Genomic DNA, 19197 nt, shown 5'->3' on the forward strand with positions numbered 1-19197 from the left:
TCTATATCAGTTGCCATACTCTATCTTTCTAATCTCTTTGCCATTAAGTACAAATTTTTTACCTTTTATATTAACGCTTATAGGCTCCGCATTTGGAACCTGAGTTTCTACAATAACCATATTTTTATATATATTAATTTTTAGCCACTGCCCTCTATAGTGCAGTTTTAGTTTTATCTCGTCGAGCTCTTTTGGAAGAGAGGGGTTAAGAATAAAAGTGTTATCTCTTGCTTCTAGACCAGTATAACAACGCTGCATTATGTCAACAGTACCTGCCATCGCACCGATATGGACGCCCTCAGGTGTTGTTCCTCCTTGTCTGTCCATTACATCCGTCAACAAAGCTTCGTTAAAAAAGCTCCAAGACTCTCTTCTGTTTGTTCTTGCACTTATCCATGCATGCACGACCTGGCTTAAAGAGGAACCGCCAGAAGTTCTCTGTAGATAATATTTAGAATTCTTTTTGAGCATTTTTTTGGAAAACATATAACCGAGCTGATGAAAGAGCCCTTTGAGTTCTTCATGAGAAAAGAGGTAAAAAAGCATCAACACATCTGCCTGTTTAGATATCTTGTATTGATTTGCACTATCCCCTTCGGCTTCTAGTATTCTATCTAGCCGTTGAATATTCTCATATTTTTGAAGATACAAATCCCAATCAAGCTCTTTAAGATTTTCATACCCTTCAAACTGGCTGATAATATCATTATCATGAAAAGAAATTTTCATTTTGCGACGGATATCCTCCCATCTTTGGATTTCACTCTGCTCTATTTGTAGTTTTTCGCATAGCTCTTCAAAATGCAATGGAGATACTATTTTTTGGAGCTCAATAGCTTTATTAAGAACAAATACAGCCATAATATTTGTGTACGCATTGTTGTTAATTCCCGAAGTTTTACTTTTTGGATAAGCATCATGATACTCATCAGGTCCGACAACACCTAAAATCTCATATCTCTCTTCGCTATCATTGTAAGTTGCGATACAAGACCAGAATCTGGCAATTTCAAGTATCATCTCAGCACCGTAAAAATATAAAAACTCATTGTCACCGCTTACTTGGTAGTATTGCCAAATGTTATAGACAATAGCAGAGTTGATATGTCTTTGAAGATGAGTATTATCCTCTATCCATCTATTGGAATGCGGGTTAAGGTGCAGTGTTTGCGTCTCCTCTTTGCCGTTGCTTCCGCTCTGCCACGGGTACATTGCACCTTTATATCCCAACGCTTTAGCTGCGCGTCTGGCCTCAGGAAGTCTTCTGTAGCGATAGAGGATAAAAGAGCGTGTTATCTGGGGAACCCTGTAGTTAAAAAATGGAAATATAAACACCTCATCCCAAAATATATGACCCCTGTATGCCTCTCCATGCCATCCTCTAGCCGGAATACCGACATCCATATCAATGGTATGAACAGAAGCGGTCTGCAAAAGATGAAAAATATAAAGGTGCAGCACTCTTTTTAAAAAATAGTCTTTTTTATCATCTGTAAATTTAAGCTCTATATCAAACTTGTCCCAAAGATGTCCCCAAGCGATTTTATGTTCAACAAGCATTTCCTCAAATCTTTTGATATCTTCTAAATCAAGTCTCGATTCAAGATAGCAGTTTGATATCGCTTTATCTTTTGAAGTATAAAACGATATACTCTTCTCTATTTTAAGATACGCTTCGTTACTTATAGACTCTATAAAAAAACGCTTGGCAATGTAGGACTCATCTTCTATAAATTCAACCTCTGCCAAAAAAGGCTCACTTTTTATAAAAAGTCTTGTCTTCGCTGCCATGGAAATAGCATGATTTGACTGCAGTGTCTCCATTTTCAAAAAAATTACATCACTCTCAAACTCTTTTTCTATGCACTTTAGATGTTGATTGCTTAAAGCACTGTAACGTTGCACTCCTTCATTTTTTACATTGCCGTCTATCCCTGATTCCACCTCAATAGCCCCCTCCCAATTAATAGGGATAATAATGAGTTCAACTGAAGCAATATGCTTATTTCCCATATGAACAAAACGCTTCTCTATAAGCCTCGTTTCCCTTCCTTTTGCATCACTAAAGTTTATAAGTTTATGAAAAATGCCATCTTGCATATCAAGTTCTTGGCGAAAAGAGAGAACTGTAGCTTCGTCTATACTAAACCAATCATCGTTTTGTATCTTAAATTTTAAACTCAGCCAGTTTGGAAAATTAACAAGATCTTCATTCTTAATCTCTTTTCCTTGAATTACTGTTTTAAGCCTATTGTAGCCGCCTGCCAAATAAGTTCCTGGATAGTGTGTGTTATTAGCTTTTGATTCAGTTGCGGCTGCCCTTGTGATAAAATAACCGTTGCCAAGCGCACATAACACCTCTCTAAGCTTCTCCTCTTTTGGCGTATAATTATTATAAATCAAAGACCAGATATTACCTTTTTCTATAGAAGAGGAGAGTATCTCTAAAAATTTCAGAGTCTGCTGTGTATCTTTTAATTTGTACTGAGCTGATGTTGTTCGTGCTTCATTCCCTACCAATATCCCTATTCCATAAGTTTTAATAGCATTAAAAGCATCTTCATCGGTAATGTCATCACCGATGTAAAATATTTTACTTCCCTTTTTTTCAATATGAAGCGCTTCAATAAGCCACTCTACGGCTTTGCCTTTATTCCACTCCAGATCAGGCTGCAGTTCATATAGTTTTTTACCGTAACTCTTACGAATTTTAGGATATTTTTTGAGTGCATCATCCGCCGCTTTTTCTACGACAGCAATATCCTTATTTGCAACATTTCTATAATGAAGTGCGATGCTAAATTTTTTACGCTCAACCAAAACCCCTTTTACGCCCGATACTGTTTCATTTAGCTCTACTTCCAACTTATCAAAGAGTGCAACAAATTCCAAAGCCGGCTGATACTCCATTTTAATGCTTGGACCTTCAATCTCATAACCGTGACTGCCTGAGTAGCAGATGCCCTTGATGCCGACTCTGCTTTTGATATCGTTTAGTCCTCTGCCGCTTATTATGGACAAACTGCACTGGTTTGATAGTTTTGTTAATATGTTTTTCATCTCTACAGAGAGATTTGCATCTTTTGGATGGGATACAATGGGAGTGAGTGTTCCATCGTAATCAAAAAAGAGGATAACTTCTTTGTCTTTAAACTTGTTTTCGATTTTCTTAAAGGATTGTAGTGCAGAGGGAAGTTGTGTTGTATTTGCTTCGATATCTATCTCGGCAAGATCCTCTATAACCAAGTCCGCTCCGGCTTTTTTTAGCTCTTTTGAATGTCTGCCCCTATTTACGCCTATTACTTTTGCAAATTCTCCTCTCTTTCCTGCCTTTACCCCGGCAACCGCATCCTCTATCACGATGCTTCTGGATGGTTTAACACGCAATCTTTTGGCAGCTTCTAAAAAAAGATCTGGCTCAGGCTTGCCCTTTAAATCTAAATTTTGAAGATCAAAGCCATCTACCGTTACGTTAAAGTATAAATTTATTTTGGCTAATTGCAGTATTGAGGTACAGTTTTTACTTGAGGAGACTACAGCGGTCAGAAAACCTAGATTGTTTAATTTTAAAAGTAGCTCTACAGAACTCTCATACGTTTCTACGCCCTTGGATACAAGCTCTAAAAAATAGCTGTTTTTGGCATCTCCTAAAATTTCTACACACTCTGTATCTTTTATATCTCTTGAAGCAAGAAAACTTTTTATCCCGTCTTCTCTGGATTTTCCATCTACATATTTAAGATAATCTTTAGAGATATCAAAAGGGATAAATGAAGTTCCCCTCGCTCTCTCTTTTAAAAAATCATCAAAAGTTTTTTTCCATGCTTTTGCATGAAGCTCCTGCGTCTTGGTAACAACGCCATCAAGATCAAATATAACAGCATCATACAGTGATCTGTTTATCATATATTTTTCTTTTATACTCACAAAAACCTCCTTTATCTTTTAAATAAAGAAAATATAAAAAAACATTATATCATTATTTTTTATTTGGCTTAAACACTCTCTTATCTAATAAATAAGCGGAACAAAGGTAAATCCGTAATGTTCAACTCCATCAAGCTCACCGTTTTTATCTTTTGTCATCTCGTATATTGAATTTTGCACCGGGATGACAATCTTTCCACCGACTTTTAGCTGGCTTTTAAGCTCATATGGAAACTCCTCGGCTGCGGCAGAGACCAAGATGCGCTCAAACGTCTCGCCATCAATGCCTAGTTTATCTCCCGCTTCCATAATCTTAACATTTTTAAAATTGTATTTATTGAGATTAGCGCTTCCAAACTTTACTAGCTCCGCTACTTTCTCAACTCCTATTACTGAGCCGCTCTCTCCCACAATGTATGCCAAGAGCGCAGTTGTCCATCCTGAACCACTTCCAATATCGAGTATTTTCTGTCCCTCCTCTGGAGAGAGCATCTCCATCATCATCGCCACTGTTCTTGGCTGGGATATGGTCTGTCCACGACCTATACCAAGAGGATAGTCCTCATAGATATCTGCGGCTCTCGCGTCTGCGACAAAATCAGCTCTGTCTATATTTCTAAACGCCTCTATGATGTTTTTTGAGCGAAGTGCACCGATATCTATAAGATAATCAACCATCTCGCTGTTAGAGTTCATGGCTATCTGCCCGCAAGACATGATTCAATGCTTCTAAACTCCAGATTGTGCGTATTTGCTACTGAGAGATTCGTCACAGTGCCTCTGCAAATATTAACGCCAAGAGCGAGTGATGCGTCATTTTTAATAGCATTAACAACTCCCTCATTTGCCAATTTTCTAACATAAGAGATTGTTGCGTTTGAGAGTGCCAAAGTGGAGGTTTTCGGATAAGCTCCCGGCATATTTGCCACGCAGTAGTGCAACACGCCCTCTTCTACAAAGATAGGATTTGTGTGGGTTGTAGGATGTGAAACCTCAGAGGTACCACCCTGATCTATGGCAATATCCACAACTACAGCCCCGTTTTTTATCTCTTTTAACATCTTACATGTAATAAATTTTGGAGTTGGGGCACCGCCGTGAACAAGGACCGCGCCTATAACTATATCTGAAACTTTTATAGCCTCAAGAAAGAACTCTTCTGAATACAGAGCAGTTTTAACATTCGGGAGCAGTTTTTGCAGCTCTTCAAGTTTTGGCAGACTGCGATTAACTACCGTTACATCCGCGCCCATGCCTGAAGCTATCTTAGCTGCGCTAAATCCGGCATTGCCTGCACCGATGACCAAAACTTTAGCCGCTTCAACTCCCTCTGAACCGCATATCAGGATGCCCTCTCCGCCTTGATACCTACTTAGATGATAAGCTCCGACTATCGGCGCCATTGAGCCTGCTATTTCGCTCATTGGCTTTAAAAGCGGAAGTTCGCTTCCAAGAGCAACCGTCTCGTAAGCAATCGCACAAACTCTCTTTTGCACCAAGGCTTTCGTCAGCTCTTTTGCTGGGGCAAGATGAAGATAACAAAAGAGCGTGTGCTTCTCATTTAAAAATTCATACTCTGAGGGCTGCGGCTCTTTAACCTTTACAATCAAGTTTGCTTTTTCATAGAGTTCTTTGGCACTTGGCGCTATTTTTGCCCCTGCATATACGTACTCTTCATCGCTAAAACCGCTCCCCTCGCCTGCACCGCTTTGAACAAATACTACATGCCCATCACTCACTAAAACAGCAATATTTGATGGCGTTGCTCCGACGCGAAACTCATCAGTCTTAACCTCTTTTGGAATTCCTATAACCATACTTTTGCTCCTTAAAAATTATAAAACCAATCTTTTGATTTTCTTGAAAAAGGGTTTTGTTCGTAAAACTCCTCTTCATCTAGTCTAAATCTAAAATTTTGCATATACTCATCAACTATTTTATAAGCCTCGTTTATCTCTTTGAACTTTTTTGCATCGCCATCAGGCATGTCAGGATGATAACTCTTTGATATTTTACGGTACCTTTTTTTAAGCTCAGCATGAGATACGCGCGAAGATATATCAAGTATGTCAAGAGCCTCTTGAAACTTTTCATAACTCATAAAGCACCTACCTCTTTTTTCTCCAGAGTGTCGCTAAATATACAGTTTACACCCATGCCAAAGAGCTTTTTTGCACGCTTTACATCATTAACCGTATAGACGCCCACAAAAAAACCAGCTTCTCTTAACATCTCAACACTCTCTTTATCAACAAGCTCACTGTTAAGATTATATCCGTTTACGCCCAGCTCTCTTAAATATTCAATAAGTTTTGGAGGGTGATTGTTCTCAACCAGAGCAGCAGTCGGCACATCAGGCAATTTTTCTTTAGCCAATTTTAGGTATTCGTGTCTAAACGAAGATATCAAAACCAGCTCGCTTGCATCGCTCTCTTTTATCTCTTTTACAACCGCCTCGACTGCCGCATCATCGCTGAGTATGCCACTCATATCTTTTATCTCAATATTTAAAAAAATATTATTCTCTTTTATAAACTCTAACGCCTCTCTGAGAGTAAGCAGCGGCTCTTTATGCTTTTTATCCTTGTAAAACCAGCTTCCATAATCAAGAGTACGAAGCTCATCAAGAGTGAAGTCGCAAACTCTGTATGGCTTACGAGATTTAAACCTCTCAATCTCGGTTATGTTTGTAGTTCTCTCCAGCGTATCGTCATGCATGACAATAACCGCGCCATCACGGCTTAGCTGCACGTCTATCTCGATAAAATCACACCTTCCTAGACTTTTTTTTAACGCAATAAGCGTGTTTTCAGGCGCAATAGAACGTGCACCCCTGTGAGCAGCAATAATGTTGGTTTTGTTTAAAAGTTCTAAAAATTTCATACAATATTCTATCATTTATTTTATCCAATCTCTGCTTTTGTGGTAAAATTGACACAAACCTAAGTCATGGAGCCATTGTGCAAAAAGATAAAAGAACTATCTACTCGTGGGCGCTTTACGACTGGGCAAATTCTGCCTATGCAACTACGGTGATGGCTGGATTTTTTCCCATATTTTTCAAGTCCTACTACAGTGCAGACGTTGAAGCAACACTAAGCACGGCACATCTTGGTTTTGCAAACTCCATTTCTAGTTTTATCATAGTTCTTATCGCCCCTCTGCTTGGCGCAATGGCAGATAGCGGCTCACTTAAAAAAAGGTTTCTTTTTCTCTTTGCATATCTCGGTATTTTGATGAGCGCTGCTTTGGCGCTTGTTTCTCAGGGTGAGTGGCAGCTGGCGGCATTTATATACATACTTGGAAATGTCGGATTTATGGGTGCCGATGTATTTTACGACGGTCTGCTTCCCTCTATATCGGATAGAAAAAATGTAGATTATGTCTCCGGACTCGGTTTTGCGCTTGGGTATCTCGGCGGCGGAATACTCTTTGCGCTTAATGTTGCAATGGTGCAAAACTTCTCACTTTTAGGGCTGGAAAATGAAGCCGAGGCGATAAAAGTCGCATTTTTAAGTGTGGCAATCTGGTGGGCGCTCTTTTCGCTTCCGCTGTTTCTCTTTGTTGAGGAGAAAAAAGGGGAGTCAAAAAGTGCTCTCGTACTCGTAAAAGACGGCTTTATCAGACTAAAAAATACATTCGGTAAGATAAGAGAGATTAAAGGCATTTTTCTGTTTTTACTGGCTTACTGGCTATACATTGACGGTGTTGATACAATTATAAGAATGGCGGTTGATTACGGAATGGCGATTGGATTTGACTCCAAAAATCTTATTTTTGCCCTTTTAATCGTTCAGTTTGTAGGTTTTCCCGCAACTCTTCTTTTTGCAAAAATTGCCCAGCTTTGGGATACGAAAAAGGCTATATTTTTGGCAATCGGCATCTATCTCTTTATAACGCTTTGGGCTACGATGATGCAAGAGGTGTATGAGTTTTATATTCTAGCCGTTATGATTGCACTTGTTCAAGGCGGTATTCAGGCGCTTAGCCGCTCGTACTACTCAAGGATGATTCCAAAAGAGCATGCTGGGGAATTTTTCGGTTTTTACAACTTTTTGGGTAAATTTGCAGCTATTTTAGGACCGCTTTTAGTGGCTCTTGTTGCACTTTTTTCTCAAAACTCACGCGCCTCTATCGGCTCTGTTTCCATACTATTTATACTCGGCGCAATTTTGCTCTATTTTGTGGATGAGAAGAAGACGGCTGATGATGCAAAAAATGCGCTAAAGTGAAACAGGATTTCTCTTTAACTCGCTCTCTATCGCGTCTCTTGTTATTTTAGCGAGTTTTGTGCTCTCAAAACCATCCGCAATTATTGGCTTTAAAAAAGTAACTCTTATTTTTTTGGGTCTTGGAACTATTTTGCCGGTCTGTAATGCCTCGTAACTGCCGTCAATCACAACGGGGAGAATAGGGATATTAAAAGTCTTGGAGAGCATCGCAAAAAACGGTCTGAACTCCAGAAGTTTTCTGTCTCTTGTTCTCGCACCCTCTGGAAAAATAACAAGGTTATTCCCCTCTCTCAGCGGCAGCGCACACAGCTGCATCGTATGTTTCAGATCTACGTTTGCGTCGATGAGTATTGACTGTCCATGCTTTGATATCGGCTCCAAAAGCGTTGTGCCAAAAACTTGTTTATACGCCAAAAAGAAGCTCTTTTTTAAAACTTTATATGGCAGTATCGACTCTATTAAAAAGCCGTCAAGCATACTTTGATGCGAGGGCGCGATTATACATGGATACGAAGGAATATTCTCTGCTCCAACTACTTCAAGGCGGAAATAGAGCTTAAATAGAGGAAAAAGGACAGTTTTGTATGCAAACATTATGATTGGCGAATAGACAAGTTTTTCATCTATTTTCTCATCCAATATCTTCTCCCAATCAGGCTTTACAAAATCTACATGTAGAGAATTTTCTAAAATGTACATGTAGAGTGATTCAACCCTCATTAGCCCAGAAAATGTGGCTTCATCTATTTTTATTCCAAAGCTCTGCTCCATAAAAACAAAAAGCTCTACATAGTTAAAAGAATCCAGCCCAAGGTCAAGCTCTAGGTGTGAAGATGGCATGATTTTATTTTTTGTTATAGTCGAGAGGTAGCTCTTTAAAGTTGTATAAATCTCATCTTTTGGCTCATCTTCATCGCCAATTTCAGGCACATTTTTTGAATTGAGAAGTTCATTTATTGCAGCAAAATCAACCTCTCCTGATGCAGTTTTTGGCATCGGCGCTCTTAAAATCCTATATCCTTTTATCTTTTGCGCTTCATCTGCTTCCATATTGTAAAGCTCAATGGCGTACCATCGCAGCTCTTCTTGGATATTGATGATTTTTGCCTCTTTTAGAGCCTCAAAATCGGGATAAATTAGAGCATATGGGTAATGGTTATGTTCTACAACCTCTATCTCTTTAATATAACGTGTAAACGAGAGAACTCTATTTTTTATTTTTTCTAAATCCATTTTACAGATACGCTCCAATATTAGCCCAATAATACCCAAGAGGTAAATAGATTGTCAAGCCTAAATTAAGAGCCAAGAGGCTAAAATTTCACCAATATCTTTCATAACAATACTCACTCTCTTAGGCTTCACCGCGGGTACCCCAAAGCTGAAGCTTTGACCCTTCGGTTGCAGAATCGTTCGTTTCGTATAAGTTATGAAAAAAGTAAAACAAAAAAGGATATATTTGCTAAATCTTCCTAATGCCTTGGCATCAATTCGAATAATTTTAGCTCCGCTTATGTTTTGGATAATCTTAAATCCTGACTATTTTACAGACAACGGCTACCACATAAGCTGGAACTACTACACAGCATCGCTTCTCTTTGTTTTGGCAAGCGTGACGGACTTTTTTGACGGCTACATCGCAAGAGAGTGGAACCAAATGACAATGCTTGGCGCAATCATAGACCCGCTTGCAGATAAGATGCTCATAATCGCGGCATTTTTAGGGCTTATGCTGATTGGCGAAGCGAGTGCGTGGGCTATTTATATCATCATTATCCGCGAGCTCTTTATCACAGGAATCCGTACCGTCGCGGTAAGCGAGGGGCTTGACATCAAGGCTTCATGGGCAGGAAAAGTGAAGACTGTTGTTCAGATGATTGCCATAGGTTTTTTGCTTATGCACTGGCCGCTTGGGACTGAGCTTTTATGGCTTGCGGTCACGCTGACACTCTACTCAGGTTTTGAGTATCTCTGGGGATTTAGAGCAGCACTTTTGGGAGTTAAGAAGTAATGAGTTTTTTAGTATCTTTAATAGTAATTTCCGCACTTATATTTTTTCACGAGCTTGGGCACTACTTTGCGGCACGCGCAATGGGTGTCTACGTTGAAGTTTTCAGCATAGGTTTTGGACGAAAAGTAGCCTCTTTTAAGAGATGGGGAACCGAGTGGAAATTGGCAATAATTCCTCTTGGCGGATATGTGAAAATGAAGGGTCAGGATGACTCCGATCCTACAAAAAAGAGTTATGACGACGACAGCTACAATGTAAAAACACCTTCGCAAAAGATTTTTATCCTGCTTGCAGGACCATTAGCAAACTTTGTTTTGGCGTTTGTTCTCTACTTTGTCATAGCTCTTGGCGGACCAAATATCCTCTCTCCAGTCATAGGAACCGTTGTTAAAGACTCTCCCGCATTCGTTGCAGGTTTAGAGACAAACGACACTATTCGCTCAATCAATGGCATGCAAATCGCTACTTGGAAAGATATGGCAAAGGTTATTGAAACCTCTGAGGGCTCGCTAAACATTGAAGTCGAGAGAGCTGGATATATCCACTTTATAACTCTGAGCCCAAAAATCACTCAAAGCACAAATATGTTTAATGAAGTGATAGAGAAGAAGATGATAGGAATCGGGAGTGCTGGAGTTTCACACAAACTTGATTTAAGCGTCGGCGATACTCTCTCGTATGCGACCGAACAGACTGTTTTTGCTTCAACTCTGATATTTACAGGACTTAAAAAACTCATAGTGGGAGAAGTTCCCGCGAACGAGCTTGGCGGAATAATCTCCATAGTAAAACTGACATCGGATGCAACAGATGCGGGCTGGATGAGCGTGCTCTTTTTTGCGGCACTCATCTCCGTCAACCTCGGTGTTTTAAACCTTCTCCCTATTCCGGCACTCGATGGCGGACACATCATGTTTAACCTCTATGAGCTGATATTTAGAAGAGAAGTAAACGAAGAGGTTATGATAAAATTGACCATTGCAGGCTGGGTGATACTCTTTTCACTTATGGGGCTTGGACTGTATAACGATATAAATAGACTGGTGGGGTAGAGAATGAAAACCAAAATGAATGACGAAGAGTACAAAATCTATATTGACGACATAATAAGAAGAGTTGAGTTTGCAAGAGTAAGATTTGATGAAAAACATATAGTCAAAATCATAGCAATCAGCAAATACTCTAACTCAGATGAGATAGCAAAGCTATACCGCATAGGACAGCGTGCCTTTGGCGAGAACAAAGTTCAGGATTTACGCGCAAAAAGCTCAGAACTTGAAGATTTGCCTCTTGAGTGGCACTTTGTTGGGAACCTGCAAAAAAACAAGATAAACAACCTGCTTGACATAAACCCTGCTCTTTTTCATGCTCTAGACTCTTTGGAGTTGGCGCATGAGCTTCAAAAGAAGCTAGAAGCAAGAGATATGACACTTGATGCCCTGCTTCAGATAAACTCTGCAAAAGAGGAGTCTAAACACGGCGTAATGCCCGAAGATACTGTTGCGATTTACAACCAGATAAAAAAAGAGTGTCCGAATATCCATCTAAGAGGCGTTATGAGCATCGGCGCACATACCGAAGATAAAGCGGTAATAAAAAAGAGTTTTGAGACTACTTACGACATCTACAAACAGCTAGAGGGTGCAACAATCTGTTCTATGGGAATGAGCGGGGATTTTGATATGGCTATCGAGTGCGGGTCAAATATGGTAAGGCTTGGCTCTTTGATGTTTAATAAATAGAGATAGCATCACTGCAAACTCTTTGCAAGAAGTTTAATACACAGAGGAACTTAAAGTGAAATCACAAATAACTAGAGAGCAGTGGGATAAATATATATTAGATTTATTTTTCGGAACAAATAAACCATTAGAAAATTGTATTAATAGAGCCTATAGAGACTTTAATCGTACTTTACATGGCTTTGGCTCACTTTCAAACAATGAAAATATAACAAGCGATATAAAAAAATATTTATCTGATGAATTTGAAAAAGTAAAAACACTAAATATTACAACCAAAATTGATTTTGACAATTGGCATAAAAATAAATGCATGGAGATTGAAACTTTGTATTTTGAAAATGGCTATTCCTCATTTCATATTGGACAAGCGCAGAAATGGATAAATATGACATTTAAGTATATTTTTTCATACGGAAATAAATATTTAGATGGTTATAATGAAATTTATCAGTTTTGCCATGTTCCGCTTGACAATATACTTATAGACGCGCTTAAAAAATTTCATCCACCAGAACTAAAAACAAGTTGGAGCAGAATAGATAACTATGAAACTTACATAGAATATCAAAATTGGTTTAGAAATAAATTTGACAATTTACCTCTTGATGTTGAGTTTAAACTTTGGTTACAAGAAAGCCTATAACAGGTACTTACAACACAGCATGACCAGACCCCAAAACAGGAAGAAAAATTAAACTTTCTCTATGCTAGAAAATGGGGTGGCAGGAAGCACTCTTAAAGTAAATTCTCACTATTTTATCAAAGTTTTACACTGCTTTTTAAACTTAGGAAGACCATTTCTAATAATCCATTCAATTATTGCTAGATTAACACCCTCGTAGTCATGAGCGATATATGTTCTTACATCATACATGCCTTTGATATCATTCTCATCAAAAGCACTCAAAATATTGTCTGCATGTTCTTTTTTTAGTTTATTGAATTGTTCAGCTATTGCAGTAAGGTGCATTAAAATCGCAGGTCTATCAGTCACATAATCTTCAAGCGCCTTAGTTACACTTCCGCTATTTTTAACTATCTGCTCAATGTAATCTATTTTTTCTAGAATTAGATAGACTTTACTGATAGATTCTTTAGACATATATTGCTCTATCAATAATAAATTTTTTGCCTGTTTTGCCCATACCGGTGCTATCTGCAAGGTCAACAGGCACTCCAAGAGCTTTGCTTATCTCTGCTTGTATCTCGCGTATGCGTTTTATCGCACCAAAGCCATGTTTATTTGCAAATTCAGGTGTAGCCTCAACAAGAATATCTACATCACTCTGCGCATCAGCTTCATCACGAGAGTATGAACCAAAAAGCGCTTTAATTAAAAAGCCCTCTTTTTCATAAATTTCTTTAACATTAACAAGATAATTAAGTATTGATTCTTTATTCATGGCTAGATTATAACACGTTAGATATTAGAAAATGGGTGTCAACTGGTATTTTTAATTATTTCCCGCTTGGGGAAATAATATCTACTCTATTACTTTTCTAGCGTTTATAGGCTGGATTGGTCTGTTGTTTTCGTGGTGAAAAATGTCTAAAAACTCTTTTGTCTGCTCTTTAGAGATAGTCGAGTAGTTTTTAAGGACAAGCCATCTGACACCCTCACTACATGGCGGAGTTGTCAATGAACCGTTAAATCTGTAGTAGTCTTTATCTTTTGGCAAAAGCGCGTTTACTTCATCCGCGGAGATACTTAAAGACTCTTTGCCACCAGCTTTTTTAGGCATCTTAGCCCATACTTTTGCTAAAAACTCATTTTTTGCGCCATCTTCAAACATCAACCCGATAACCGCCAAAGAGCCATCTTTTGTTGCATGAACAAAGTGTCCTTCAAGCGGGAACTCTTTACCGTCAATCTGATTTTCGCTTGGAGTGTGGAAGTGGAGCTGAACTAGGGGAAATTTAATCTCATCAACTGTAATTGTGCCTCCCTCATCAAAATTGACCTGAATCGTATGTCCGTTGTTTATAACAGAAGAGATGCCCGCATTGTAATCAAAAGCAATCTTCTCCATATTTTCTACATCCACCGTCACGCTTGAAGCGATGTTGATAGGAGACTGGCTTTTTCCGCTTTTGCACAGAGTGTAATCAGCCGACAAATCACCCCAATTTGCAGGTCCCTCATGTCCAGTATAACCCCAGTGAGTCTTACCTCCTGCCCCTAAAACAGCCGTACTTAGTAGCGCTATTGCGATACCGCTTGTTAATATTTTACCTAGTCTCATTTTTAAACCTTTATAAGAAATTTTTATTCGACAATCGTATCATATAAAATTAAATTTAAACAATTTATCTATTATAATTATTTATGTTTAGCTTCTCTGCTACCTGTAGTTACATAAATAAATAAGAAAAATTAGACTAAAATAGCGCATGAAAAACGAAAAAATATACGACCTTATAGTCATCGGCGGCGGGGCTGCAGGAATGATGGCCGCAATTGTGGCTGCAAGAGAGAAAAAAAGCGTTCTTCTTTTGGAAAAGCTCTCCAAAATCGGTGCAAAACTAAAAGCAACAGGCGGAGGCCGATGCAATCTTACAAACACTCTTGAGAACGAAGAGTTTATGACAAAATTCGGTCGCAACGGCCGTTTTATGCAAGATGCGCTAAAGCTCTTTGACCACAATGCTCTTGTTGGCTTCTTTAAAGAAATAGGCGTTGATACACACGCACCTGACGGCTTTAGAGTCTTTCCTACTTCGCACAGCTCATCTACAATCATAGAGGCTCTTCTTGGCGAGATAGGGCGTCTTGACGTCGAGATTTTAACATCACAAAAAGTCGAAAAAATTCTACATGTAGATAATTGTGTAAGCGGTGTTAAAACCGCTGAGCATCTGTTTCACGCCAAAAATGTCATCGTTGCAACAGGAGGTCTTGGATATCCAACTCTTGGAGCCGAGGGTGATGGGCACGATATGGCAAGAGAGCTTGGGCACAAAGTAACAGAGCTACATCCTGCAATGATGCCGCTTCATACCAAAGAGAGATGGGTTGAGAATTGCCGTGCCGATACAATTGCCAAAGTCGAACTTAGAGTTGCTATGAAAAAACACGCCAAAATAAGAGCAGACGGAGATTTGATTTTTACAAAAAGCGGCATAAGAGGTCCCGTAGTTCTTGATGCGGCAAGAGATTTGACACCGCTTTTGGATAAATACGGCGAAGTGCCTATCTTGCTAAATCTTACAAAAGGTATGAACGAGGAGCAGATTTTAAATCATCTCAAATTCCAAACCGCAAAAAATCAACATGCAACTACTCTTGAACTTCTAAGCACCCTTCTGCCCGCTCCGCTGTCCAATGAGTTGTGCCTGATAGCAGAAGTAGACCCGCAAGCTGCATACTCCAAAATCTCAGGAGCCCAGAGAGCAAAACTTGTAAGGCTTCTTGCATGGACACCGCTCACAGTTACGGGGCATGAGGGGTTTAAGATGGCGATGATTACAAGAGGCGGAGTGGATTTGAAAGATATAGACCCAAAAAGCATGCAGAGCAGAGTTATTAAAGGGCTCTATTTTTGCGGAGAGATTATGAATCTTGACGGTCCGTGCGGAGGATATAATCTGCAATGGTCATTTGCAAGCGGACATATGGCGGGATTACTCAGAAAAAGTACCTAATAGAAGCAAAACCGTAAGCTTCTGTTTGCGCAATCATAGCAATCTGCTCTTTTGTCACTATTCCGCCAAGTGCAAAAACTTTGATATTACAAATCTTCAAAAGCTCTCTTAAATCATCCATCCCTTTAGGCTCACCCTTACCCGGTGAGGCAAAAACCGGACCGTAGGTAACTGCGTCTGCACCGAGTTTTTGGGCCTGCAAAACCTCTTCATGTGTATGCGTGCTAATGATAACCTCAAGCCCAAGCTCTTTTGCTCTCTCAATCTCGCCAAATTGGCTTGAAGCAAGATGAACACCCGTAGCACCAAGCTCTTTTGCCAAATCTGCATGTTGATGAATAAAGCTCTTAATTTTCTTAAACTGTGAACAAACCTCTACAAAATGCGCGGCTTGAAGAGTGTAATTTTGGTTTGATTTATCTCTGTAAAGAGCGTGCGTCGGATGGTGTTTTTTTAGCTGTGCATGTAAAATTGAGCGAAACAGTGCTGGAGTATCTGTATAAAACTCTCTTGAAGTTATTAGATATTTTTTCATTTTGCGACCCAATTATGAATTTTGCTTTTTAAAAAATTTGTGAATTCCAGAATTATACCCTGTAGCAATTAATAGAGCTTTTAGTGACGCCAATATGACATTTTTCATTATAAGTTTTTAACTTCACATCCTATAAACTACCAAATATTTATAAGTAAGGGGACAATCATGGTTGAAAATATTTTAAAGAGAGACGGCACGCACAAAGAGTTCTCGCCTTTCAAAATTGAAGATGCTATTAAAAAAGCTTTCAAATCTCAAAATGTTACTTATGATAGTTCGATATTTTTCAATGTTCTTGATAAACTTAAAGCTAAAAGAGTCGTTGCCGTTGAAGATATCCAAGATTTAATCGAAAAAGAACTCTACAAAGCCAGATATTTTGATGTTATGCGCTCGTTTATGATTTACCGCCACACACACAAGATGCAAAGAGACGGTGGGCTCGATGAAGACACGACATTCATAAACTCTACTCAGACGATAGAGGAGTATATTTTAGGAACTGACTGGCGTATCAAAGCAAACTCAAATACAGGCTACTCAAACGCAGGGCTTGTAAACAACACGGCGGGAAAAGTTATAGCAAACTACTGGCTGGATAAAGTCTACTCAAAAGAGGAAGGTTACGCTCACAGAAACGGCGACTACCATATCCACGACCTAGATTGTCTTACCGGATATTGTGCAGGATGGTCTCTTCGCGTTCTTCTTGATGAAGGCTTTAACGGCGTAAGAGGAAGGGTTGAGAGCAGCGCTCCAAGACACTTCCGCGAGGCGCTTGGACAGATGGCAAACTTTTTGGGAATTCTGCAATCAGAGTGGGCAGGAGCTCAGGCATTTAGCTCGTTTGACACATACCTGGCACCTTACGTCTTTAAAGACAAACTTCCTTACAATGAGATAAAAAAAGCAATAAGAAGTTTTGTTTATAACCTGAATGTTCCTGCACGATGGGGTCAATCCCCGTTTACAAATATTACAATCGATTGGAGTGTTCCGCAGGATTTAAAAGATCAGATTCCGACATCTAATCAAGTTCATCTATTTAAAAATATTTTAGATAGCGACTTAGAAGATAGGGCGCTACAGAGAGGCTGTAGTACACTTGTAGATATGACATACAAAAATTTTCAGCCAGAGATGAATCTTATCAACCGTGCATATTATGAGATAATGACCGAGGGCGACCTGACAGGACAGCCCTTCACATTTCCTATCCCGACCGTAAATATTACGGAGGATTTTGACTGGTATGGGGAAAATACAGACATTCTGTTTGAAAATACAGCAAAAGTCGGCTCGTCATATTTTCAAAACTTTATAGGTTCTCAATACAAAAGGGACAGCAGCGGAAATTTAGTTCCAAACGAAGAAGCTTACAAACCTGGACACGTAAGAAGCATGTGCTGCAGACTACAACTTGATTTAAGAGAGCTTCTGAAGCGTGGCGGCGGGCTATTCGGCTCAGCAGAGATGACTGGAAGCATCGGCGTTGTAACTATAAATATGGCAAGGCTCGGCTTTTTATATAAAGGGAGCAAAGAGGCTCTATTCTCTCGCTTGGACGAACTGATGGAGCATGCAAAATCTACACTGGAAAAGAAGAGAGTATTTATCCAAGAGATGTATGAGAGAGGTCTTTATCCATACACAAAGCGCTATCTTTCAGGGTTTAGAAACCACTTCTCGACCATCGGCGTAAACGGCATTAACGAGATGATCAGAAACTTTACAAGCGACAGCTACGATGTCAGTTCGCAAAAGGGCATAGAGTTTACAACCGAGATTTTAAACTATATGAGAGAGAAAATGGTGGAGTTTCAAGAGGCTACAGGAAATCTCTACAACCTTGAGGCAACTCCTGCAGAGGGAACAACATACAGGTTTGCCAAAGAGGATAAGAAGCGTTACGGCGATTCTATCATCCAAGCCGGAATGGGTGAGAATATCTACTATACAAACTCATCTCAAATCCCTGTTGACTTAACAAATGACCCGTTTGAGGCACTGACTCTTCAAGATGATTTGCAGTGCAAATATACGGGCGGAACTGTTCTTCACCTCTACATGCAGGAGAAGATAAGCTCAACGGAGGCTTGCAGAAAACTGGTTAAAAATGTAATAACAAACTTTAGACTTCCCTACATCACGGTTACTCCGCTCTTCTCGGTATGTCCAAAACACGGATACATCGCAGGCGAGCATGAGTATTGTCCAAAGTGTGACGAAGAACTGCTAAGCGATGTAACTATCGCATCTTAAAAAGGAGGTGAAAAAATGAGTAAGAATGAAGCTTTGACTATGTTAAAAGATAAGAGACAAAAGTGTACGGTTTACACAAGAGTTATGGGTTATCACAGACCTGTTGAGAGTTTTAACGTAGGAAAAACCGGTGAGCATAGACAGAGAAAACAATTCACTGAATGCTAAGGTAATATATGATTTAACATCATTCACCCATTTAGACTACACTAACCATCTCGCGTGCATAGTGTGGTTTAGCGGGTGCAATATGCGATGCGACTACTGCTACAACAAAGACATAGTTTTTGCCAAAGAGGGCAAATACAGCTACATAGATATCCTCGATTTTTTAAAAACAAGAGTAAATCTGCTTGAAGCAGTTGTTTTATCTGGCGGCGAAGCCTCATCTTATGAGTTAGTGCCGTTTTGCCGCAAGATAAAAGAACTCGGTTTTAAAATCAAGCTTGACACCAACGGAACAAATTTTCTGCATGTAAAAGAGCTCCTTGACTTAAATCTTTTAGATTATATTGCTCTTGATTACAAAGCCCAAAAAGAAAAATTTACACGTATTGCACACTCAAACAAGTTTGACGAATTTAGTAAAACTCTGGATTTGCTCATAGAGAGCCATGTAGAGTTTGAAGCAAGAACAACAGTGCACGGCGACCTTTTGGATAGTGATGACGTAAATGAGATTATCTTGGATTTAAAAAACAGAGGGTATAAGAAGAGCTACTATATTCAAGAGTTTCTGGAGACCGAGAAAAACATAGGAGACCTAAAGCGACCAAAAAAGAGGCTTAATAGGTCTCTGCTTAGAGATGATATAGAAGTTATCTTTAGATAACTTCTATA

17 protein-coding genes and 1 pseudogene are annotated in these 19197 nt (G+C 39.3%); 8 read left to right on the plus strand and 10 right to left on the minus strand.

Annotated features, from left to right (window positions below):
• Positions 1 to 6: 6 nt before the first annotated feature.
• From otsB to K0A91_RS02780, 5 genes are all read right to left on the minus strand, one after another.
• Positions 7 to 3927, minus strand: coding sequence for a trehalose-phosphatase (gene otsB / locus K0A91_RS02760; RefSeq protein WP_295007925.1), 3921 nt, complete (start codon positions 3925 to 3927; stop codon positions 7 to 9).
• Positions 3928 to 4011: 84 nt separating this feature from the next.
• On the minus strand, positions 4012 to 4644 hold the full coding sequence (locus tag K0A91_RS02765) for a methyltransferase domain-containing protein (protein ID WP_295007927.1): 633 nt from the start codon (positions 4642 to 4644) through the stop codon (positions 4012 to 4014).
• Positions 4626 to 5744: an alanine dehydrogenase gene (gene ald / locus K0A91_RS02770; protein ID WP_295007929.1), complete on the minus strand. Its 1119-nt coding sequence runs from the start codon at positions 5742 to 5744 to the stop codon at positions 4626 to 4628. The genes K0A91_RS02765 and ald overlap by 19 nt, the downstream gene beginning before the upstream one ends.
• A gap of 11 nt (positions 5745 to 5755) precedes the next feature.
• Positions 5756 to 6028, minus strand: coding sequence for a DnaJ domain-containing protein (locus tag K0A91_RS02775; protein WP_295007931.1), 273 nt, complete (start codon positions 6026 to 6028; stop codon positions 5756 to 5758).
• Positions 6025 to 6810 (minus strand): glycerophosphodiester phosphodiesterase family protein, encoded by a 786-nt coding sequence (locus K0A91_RS02780; protein WP_295007933.1) that lies wholly within the window; start codon positions 6808 to 6810, stop codon positions 6025 to 6027. Before K0A91_RS02780 ends, K0A91_RS02775 begins: the two co-directional genes overlap by 4 nt.
• A 77-nt stretch (positions 6811 to 6887) precedes the next feature.
• On the opposite strand from K0A91_RS02780, the gene K0A91_RS02785 reads away from it, so the two are divergent.
• Entirely contained in the window at positions 6888 to 8159 is a 1272-nt protein-coding gene (locus K0A91_RS02785; RefSeq protein WP_295007935.1) for an MFS transporter, read from the plus strand.
• Here the strand turns inward: K0A91_RS02785 and K0A91_RS02790 are convergent.
• Positions 8151 to 9392: a 1-acyl-sn-glycerol-3-phosphate acyltransferase gene (locus K0A91_RS02790; RefSeq protein WP_295007937.1), complete on the minus strand. Its 1242-nt coding sequence runs from the start codon at positions 9390 to 9392 to the stop codon at positions 8151 to 8153. The two genes, K0A91_RS02785 and K0A91_RS02790, sit on opposite strands and share 9 nt — an antisense overlap.
• Before the next feature lie 226 nt (positions 9393 to 9618).
• On the opposite strand from K0A91_RS02790, the gene pgsA reads away from it, so the two are divergent.
• Genes pgsA through K0A91_RS02810 form a run of 4 tightly spaced genes read left to right on the plus strand, consistent with a single transcriptional unit; the run spans position 9619 to position 12558 of the window.
• Positions 9619 to 10170, plus strand: coding sequence for a CDP-diacylglycerol--glycerol-3-phosphate 3-phosphatidyltransferase (gene pgsA / locus K0A91_RS02795; RefSeq protein ID WP_295007939.1), 552 nt, complete (start codon positions 9619 to 9621; stop codon positions 10168 to 10170).
• Positions 10170 to 11222, plus strand: a complete 1053-nt coding sequence (gene rseP / locus K0A91_RS02800) for an RIP metalloprotease RseP (RefSeq protein WP_295007941.1) — start codon at positions 10170 to 10172, stop codon at positions 11220 to 11222. The genes pgsA and rseP overlap by 1 nt, the downstream gene beginning before the upstream one ends.
• A gap of 15 nt (positions 11223 to 11237) precedes the next feature.
• Positions 11238 to 11912 carry a YggS family pyridoxal phosphate-dependent enzyme gene (locus K0A91_RS02805; RefSeq protein ID WP_295008059.1) on the plus strand — a complete coding sequence of 225 codons (675 nt, stop codon included), beginning with the start codon at positions 11238 to 11240 and terminating at the stop codon, positions 11910 to 11912.
• A gap of 55 nt (positions 11913 to 11967) precedes the next feature.
• Entirely contained in the window at positions 11968 to 12558 is a 591-nt protein-coding gene (locus tag K0A91_RS02810) for a hypothetical protein (RefSeq protein WP_295007943.1), read from the plus strand.
• Between the two features lie 108 nt (positions 12559 to 12666).
• On the opposite strand, the gene K0A91_RS02815 is transcribed toward K0A91_RS02810, so the two are convergent.
• The 3 genes from K0A91_RS02815 to K0A91_RS02825 form a co-directional block, all read right to left on the minus strand.
• Positions 12667 to 13017, minus strand: coding sequence for a HepT-like ribonuclease domain-containing protein (locus K0A91_RS02815; protein ID WP_295007945.1), 351 nt, complete (start codon positions 13015 to 13017; stop codon positions 12667 to 12669).
• Positions 13010 to 13318, minus strand: a complete 309-nt coding sequence (locus K0A91_RS02820; protein ID WP_295007947.1) for a nucleotidyltransferase domain-containing protein — start codon at positions 13316 to 13318, stop codon at positions 13010 to 13012. The genes K0A91_RS02815 and K0A91_RS02820 overlap by 8 nt, the downstream gene beginning before the upstream one ends.
• 81 nt (positions 13319 to 13399) lie before the next feature.
• Positions 13400 to 14158 carry a carbonic anhydrase family protein gene (locus tag K0A91_RS02825; RefSeq protein WP_295007949.1) on the minus strand — a complete coding sequence of 253 codons (759 nt, stop codon included), beginning with the start codon at positions 14156 to 14158 and terminating at the stop codon, positions 13400 to 13402.
• A 148-nt stretch (positions 14159 to 14306) separates the two neighbouring features.
• On the opposite strand from K0A91_RS02825, the gene K0A91_RS02830 reads away from it, so the two are divergent.
• Positions 14307 to 15557, plus strand: a complete 1251-nt coding sequence (locus K0A91_RS02830; RefSeq protein WP_295007951.1) for an NAD(P)/FAD-dependent oxidoreductase — start codon at positions 14307 to 14309, stop codon at positions 15555 to 15557.
• On the opposite strand, the gene K0A91_RS02835 is transcribed toward K0A91_RS02830, so the two are convergent.
• The gene (locus K0A91_RS02835; RefSeq protein ID WP_295007953.1) at positions 15541 to 16092 is read right to left on the minus strand and encodes a thiamine phosphate synthase; all 552 of its coding nucleotides are present in this window, start codon (positions 16090 to 16092) and stop codon (positions 15541 to 15543) included. The genes K0A91_RS02830 and K0A91_RS02835 overlap by 17 nt on opposite strands.
• Positions 16093 to 16260: 168 nt before the next feature.
• Between K0A91_RS02835 and K0A91_RS02840 the strand changes: the two are divergent.
• Together K0A91_RS02840 and K0A91_RS02845 are read left to right on the plus strand one after the other, a co-directional pair.
• Positions 16261 to 18525, plus strand: a pseudogene (locus K0A91_RS02840) (ribonucleoside triphosphate reductase).
• Positions 18488 to 19189 (plus strand): anaerobic ribonucleoside-triphosphate reductase activating protein, encoded by a 702-nt coding sequence (locus K0A91_RS02845; RefSeq protein WP_295007955.1) that lies wholly within the window; start codon positions 18488 to 18490, stop codon positions 19187 to 19189. The pseudogene K0A91_RS02840 and the gene K0A91_RS02845 overlap by 38 nt, the downstream one beginning before the upstream one ends.
• Positions 19190 to 19197 lie beyond the last annotated feature (8 nt).

The sequence above is a fragment of the Sulfurimonas sp. genome (genome assembly GCF_019429335.1).
In the GTDB taxonomy this organism is placed as follows: domain Bacteria; phylum Campylobacterota; class Campylobacteria; order Campylobacterales; family Sulfurimonadaceae; genus Sulfurimonas.